The following is a 5166-nucleotide window of genomic DNA, read 5'->3' on the forward strand; positions in this document are numbered from 1 at the left end:
GACCGTTGGGGGCCGGCCGGCGGTCGCGGTGCCCGTTCACCTCCCGGTGCCCTTCGTCGTGCGGAGCCGGTCGCCCCACCCCCCGCTCCGCCTCCTGCTCGGCTGCGCTCGACACCCCTCGGCCTCCCGCGGCTCGGCGCCCGGAGGGGCACGGCGTCCCGGCCGCGGCCCTCCACGCGCGTTCTCGCAGGTGTTCTTCCCGTTACCCGGCTCGTACTCACGTTTCCCCGGGGCGGGCGCGATCGTTGACCGGTCGTGAGATTCGTACTGAAGCGGGCAGGGGCGAGCACCGCGACCGCCCTGGCATGGGTGGGACTGGCAGTCGCGCTGGTGGCCGGGGCGGCCGGATGCAGCGGCGACCACCTCGACATCGGCGGCGTCGACGGGGTCAAGGACGTCGTGGCGGGCAAGGCGCCCTCGCCCCGCGACGTGATCCGGGTGACCCCGGACGACGGGGCCAAGGGCGTCAAGGCGGACGGGAGGATCGAGGTGCGGGTGCCCGGCGGGCGCCTGGAACGGGTCCGGGTGATGAAGGCCGAGGACGCGCAGCCCGAAGAGGTGCCGGGCCGCATCAGCGACGACGGGCTCTCCTGGGCGCCGACCGGACAGGCGGCGGGCCGGCTGGAGCTGGCCGCCAAGTACACCGTGGACGCGGTGGCGCTGGACGGCCACGGCCACCGCCAGGCGCGGCACACCAGCTTCACCACGCTGGTGCCCGAGCACCGGTTCATCGGCTACTTCAAACCGGAGAACCGCTCCACGGTCGGGGTCGGCATGATCGTCTCGTTCACCTTCAACCAGCCGATCGCGGACAGGGCCGCCGTGGAGCGGGCCATCAGGGTCACCGCGCACCCGCCGGTGCAGGTGGTGGGCCACTGGTTCGGCAGGGAGCGGCTGGACTTCCGGCCCAGGGAGTACTGGCGGCCGGGCACCAGGGTCACCGTGGACATGCGGCTGCGCGACGTCCCCGGCGCCCCGGGGGTGTACGGCGTCCAGGAGAAGCGGATCGGCTTCACCATCGGGCGCGACCAGGAGTCCCTGGTGGACGCCGAGGCGCACACCATGGAGGTGCGCCGCGGCGGCGAGCTGGTCAGCACGGTCCCGGTCTCGGCCGGGTCGCCCAAGAACCCCACGTACAACGGCAAGATGGTGGTCACCGACATGTTCGACGTGACACGGATGAACAGCCGTACGGTCGGCTTCGGCGGGGAGTACGACATCCCGGACGTGCCGCACGCGATCCGGCTGACCGCCTCCGGCACCTTCCTGCACGGCAACTACTGGGCCTCCTCGGGCACCTTCGGCTCCAGCAACACCAGCCACGGCTGTGTGGGCCTGCGCGATGTGAAGGGCGGCAGCCCCGACACCCCGGCGGGCTGGTTCTTCGACCGCACGCTCGTCGGGGACGTGGTGGAGGTCGTCAACTCCCGGGACCGGACGGTCGCGCCCGACAACGGCCTCGGTGGCTGGAACCTGGGCTGGACGAAGTGGAGGGCGGGCTCGGCGCTCTGACCCTCCGTGCCCGGCCGGCCCGGCGCCCCGGCCCTCTCCCGCCGGCCGGGTCCGGCCCGTACACACCCCCGGTGACGTCGAGATGTCGCCACAGCGAACGCACAGGACCATTGGGACTGAACGGTGACATTCGCGTGGCGTCGCGTGTGCGTCCGGTGTGATTACCTAGGCAATCGTGTGCGCGCGAGGACGCGCGCGGGGGTGTTTTTCAGTACGGGCCGTGGCGTGATCCCGGCCGTGCGAGGGGAGAGAACTGTCGTGAACGGGCAGCACATATCGGGGGCTCCGACCAGAGGGGCGGCACGGCGGCGCGGCACGCCCGGTCTGCTGGCTCTGCTGCTGGGGGCGCTGCTCCTGCTGGTCTCGGCGTGCGGTGGCGACGACTCCGGCGGCGGGGACAACAAGGGCAAGGCCGGTGCCGGCAAGGCCGCCGAGGACACCAAGGCCTCGGCCGCGGTCGTGACCGTGGCGCCCAAGGACGGCTCCGCCGACGTGGCGACCAGCGGCGCGCTGAAGGTCTCCGCCTCCCAGGGCAAGCTGACCGCCGTCGCGGTCGCGGACACCAAGGGCAACGCGGTCGCCGGGAAGATCTCCGCCGACGGCGGCGCCTGGACCCCGGACCAGCACCTCGCCTCCGCCACCAAGTACAAGGTGCACGCGGTCGCCAAGGACGAGGACGGCCGTGAGTCCGCCAAGGACACCACGTTCACCACGCTCGTCCCCAAGAACACCTTCATCGGCACCTACGCCCCCGAGGACGGCGACACCGTCGGCGTCGGCATGCCGGTGTCCATCAACTTCAGCCGCGGCATCACCAACCCGCAGGCCGTCGAGAAGGCCATCAAGGTGACGGCCGAGCCGTCGGTGCCGGTCGAGGGCCACTGGTTCGGCAACGACCGTCTGGACTTCCGCCCCGAGAAGTACTGGGCGGCGGGCACCAAGGTCACCGTCAAGTTCAACCTCGACGGCGTCGAGGGCCGCCCCGGCGTCTACGGCAAGCAGACCCGTACGGTGAAGTTCACCGTCGGCCGCTCGCAGGTCTCCACGGTGGACGCCGCCGCCCACACCATGACGGTCGTGCGCGACGACAAGGTCCTGCGCACCATCCCGATCAGCGCGGGCTCCCCGGCGAACACCACGTACAACGGCCAGATGGTGATCAGCGAGAAGTACCAGGTGACCCGGATGAACGGCGCCACCGTGGGCTTCGGCGGCGAGTACGACATCAAGGACGTGCCGCACGCGATGCGCCTGTCCAGCTCGGGCACCTTCATCCACGGCAACTACTGGGGCGACCCGTCGGTGTTCGGCAACACCAACACCAGCCACGGCTGCGTGGGTCTGCGCGACGCGCGCGGCGCGGGCGACTCCTCCACCCCGGCGGCCTGGTTCTACGACCGCTCGCTCATCGGTGACGTGGTCGTCGTGAAGAACTCCAAGGACAAGCAGATCCAGCCGGACAACGGCCTCAACGGCTGGAACATGTCCTGGGCGGAGTGGACGAAGTAACTCCCCTCGCTCGACCGCGACGGACCCGGTGCTGTGACCAACGGCACCGGGTCCGCCGCCGTTAACGGCCACTAACCTGCTGCCATGACTGTGACCCTCGAAGTCTCCGAAGGCGTCGGCACCCTCCGCCTGGACCGCCCCCCGATGAACGCCCTGGACATCGCGATCCAGGACCGGCTGCGCGAGCTCGCCGAGGAGGCCGGCCGCCGCGACGACGTACGCGCCGTGGTGATCTACGGCGGCGAGAAGGTGTTCGCGGCGGGCGCGGACATCAAGGAGATGCAGGCGATGGACCACGCCGCCATGGTGGTCCGCTCCCGTGCGCTCCAGGAGTCGTTCACGGCCGTCGCGCGCATCCCCAAGCCCGTCGTCGCCGCCGTCACCGGGTACGCGCTCGGCGGCGGCTGCGAGCTGGCGCTCTGCGCCGACCTGCGTATCGCCGCCGACAACGCCAAGCTGGGCCAGCCCGAGATCCTGCTCGGGCTGATCCCGGGCGCGGGCGGCACCCAGCGGCTGTCCCGGCTGATCGGCCCCTCCCGGGCCAAGGACCTCATCTTCACCGGCCGGATGGTGAAGGCGGACGAGGCCCTGGCGCTGGGCCTGGTGGACCGGGTGGTCGCGGCGGACCAGGTGTACCAGGAGGCGCACGCCTGGGCGGCGAAGCTGGCCCAGGGCCCGGCGCTCGCGCTGCGCGCCGCCAAGGAGTGTGTCGACGCGGGACTGGAGACGGACATCGAGACCGGCCTCACCGTCGAACGCAACTGGTTCGCCGGGCTGTTCGCGACCGAGGACCGCGAGCGCGGGATGCGCAGCTTCGTCGAGGAGGGCCCCGGCAAGGCCAAGTTCCTCTGACCGTCGCCCGGTCGGCCTGCCCGCCGTACACCCTCCGGGTGGATTAGTCTGGCCTTAAGACAGCCTTAAGTACGCCAGTCGCCGAACGCTTGGTGATCATTCGATCGCGGCCCGTCATCGCAGCTCGCGGGCGGTACGGGAGCGATCCGAGGCCGTCGGCGGATGCTGAACGAGCTCCCCGGAACCTCTGGTTCCGGGAGCCGTTTTCCCCAGGAACGGCCCCGGAGACGGCTCCGGGCGGCCATGATGGGGGGATGGCGGGGCTGGAGGGTGTGGAACAACCGCGGCAGCGCGGCGGCGCGACCGCGGCTCGGTGGTCGCCTGCCGTCGAGGACGAACAGGCGCTCAAGGCACTGGAGTTGTTCGGCAACCCGACGGACGAGGAAGTGCGGCTGCCGTCCCGGCCCGAGTCCGCGGCGACCGCGCGCCGGCTCACCCAGTGCGTGATACTGCGTCAGTGGGCGCTCTCCCCGGCCCTCGCCGAGCACGCGATCCTGCTCGTCTCCGAACTGGTCGGCAACGCCGTGCGCCACACCGGTGCCCGCGCCTTCGGGCTGCGGATGCTGCGGCGCCGGGGCTGGATCAGGATCGAGGTGCGCGACCCCTCGCGCGGGCTGCCCTGTCTGATGCCGGTCCACGAGATGGACACCAGCGGGCGCGGCCTCTTCCTCGTCGACAAGCTCTCCGACCGCTGGGGCGCCGATCTGCTGCCGCGCGGCAAGACCACCTGGTTCGAGATGCGGGTCGCCGACCGCTGACACCCGCCCGTCATGTGTCCCCGAACGCGCCGAAGCCCCCGTGCCTGCCGGATACGGCCTGCCTGCGGGGGCTTCTGCGGAGCGCCGCCGTGGACCGGAGGGGGTGTGATCCACGGCGACTGAGGACGACCGAACTCGGGTCAATGAGAGGTCGTGCTTCGACTATGGCAGACGGGGGGCCTTCACGCCAAAAGTCCCTACTCGGACAAACTTCCCCATACCTTGACAGTTTAGCTCTGAATCGTAGGTGAGCTAGAGCACGCACCTTCCAAATGCTGAATAAGTATGGGGATCGCTGAGTGATTCATCGAACTCGCCCGCTGGGTGAGTGGCGTGTCTACGGCGACCCGTAAAGGCCCTGAAATGGGTCAATCATTACCTTCCGCCCTTCGGCGTACTTAAATGTCGATGTGCTCAATCCATCTCCCCGCGGGGTCGACCGCCGCAGCGCACTGCGAGCCGGGGCGGGGGCCGCCGCCGCGGGGGCCTTCGCGGCCGGCTGTACGCACGACGAGGGCGGCGCCGGGCCGCGAAG

General features: G+C 70.8%; 4 protein-coding genes. All 4 read left to right on the forward strand.

Annotated features, from left to right (window positions below; translation table 11 throughout):
• The first annotated feature begins 255 nt into the window (after positions 1 to 255).
• The 4 genes from ACJA3G_RS29470 to ACJA3G_RS29485 all read left to right on the forward strand — a co-directional run bounded on the left by ACJA3G_RS29470 (position 256) and on the right by ACJA3G_RS29485 (position 4631).
• Positions 256 to 1512 (forward strand): Ig-like domain-containing protein, encoded by a 1257-nt coding sequence (locus ACJA3G_RS29470; protein WP_406556086.1) that lies wholly within the window; start codon positions 256 to 258, stop codon positions 1510 to 1512.
• Positions 1513 to 1770: 258 nt separating this feature from the next.
• Positions 1771 to 3021: an Ig-like domain-containing protein gene (locus ACJA3G_RS29475; RefSeq protein ID WP_406556087.1), complete on the forward strand. Its 1251-nt coding sequence runs from the start codon at positions 1771 to 1773 to the stop codon at positions 3019 to 3021.
• A gap of 84 nt (positions 3022 to 3105) precedes the next feature.
• The gene (locus ACJA3G_RS29480) at positions 3106 to 3873 is read left to right on the forward strand and encodes an enoyl-CoA hydratase/isomerase family protein (protein WP_406556088.1); all 768 of its coding nucleotides are present in this window, start codon (positions 3106 to 3108) and stop codon (positions 3871 to 3873) included.
• A gap of 116 nt (positions 3874 to 3989) precedes the next feature.
• A complete protein-coding gene (locus tag ACJA3G_RS29485) occupies positions 3990 to 4631 on the forward strand; it encodes an ATP-binding protein (RefSeq protein WP_406556089.1) in 642 nt (213 codons plus the stop codon).
• The last annotated feature ends 535 nt before the right edge of the window (positions 4632 to 5166 follow it).

It is taken from the genome of Streptomyces sp. YS-3 (genome assembly GCF_045257485.1).
Taxonomy (GTDB): domain Bacteria; phylum Actinomycetota; class Actinomycetes; order Streptomycetales; family Streptomycetaceae; genus Streptomyces.

What these genes read in the sequence shown, in the direction of transcription:
- ACJA3G_RS29480 (WP_406556088.1), top strand. Translation starts at nt 3,106, where the DNA reads ATGACTGTGACCCTCGAAGTCTCCGAAGGCGTCGGCACCCTCCGCCTG.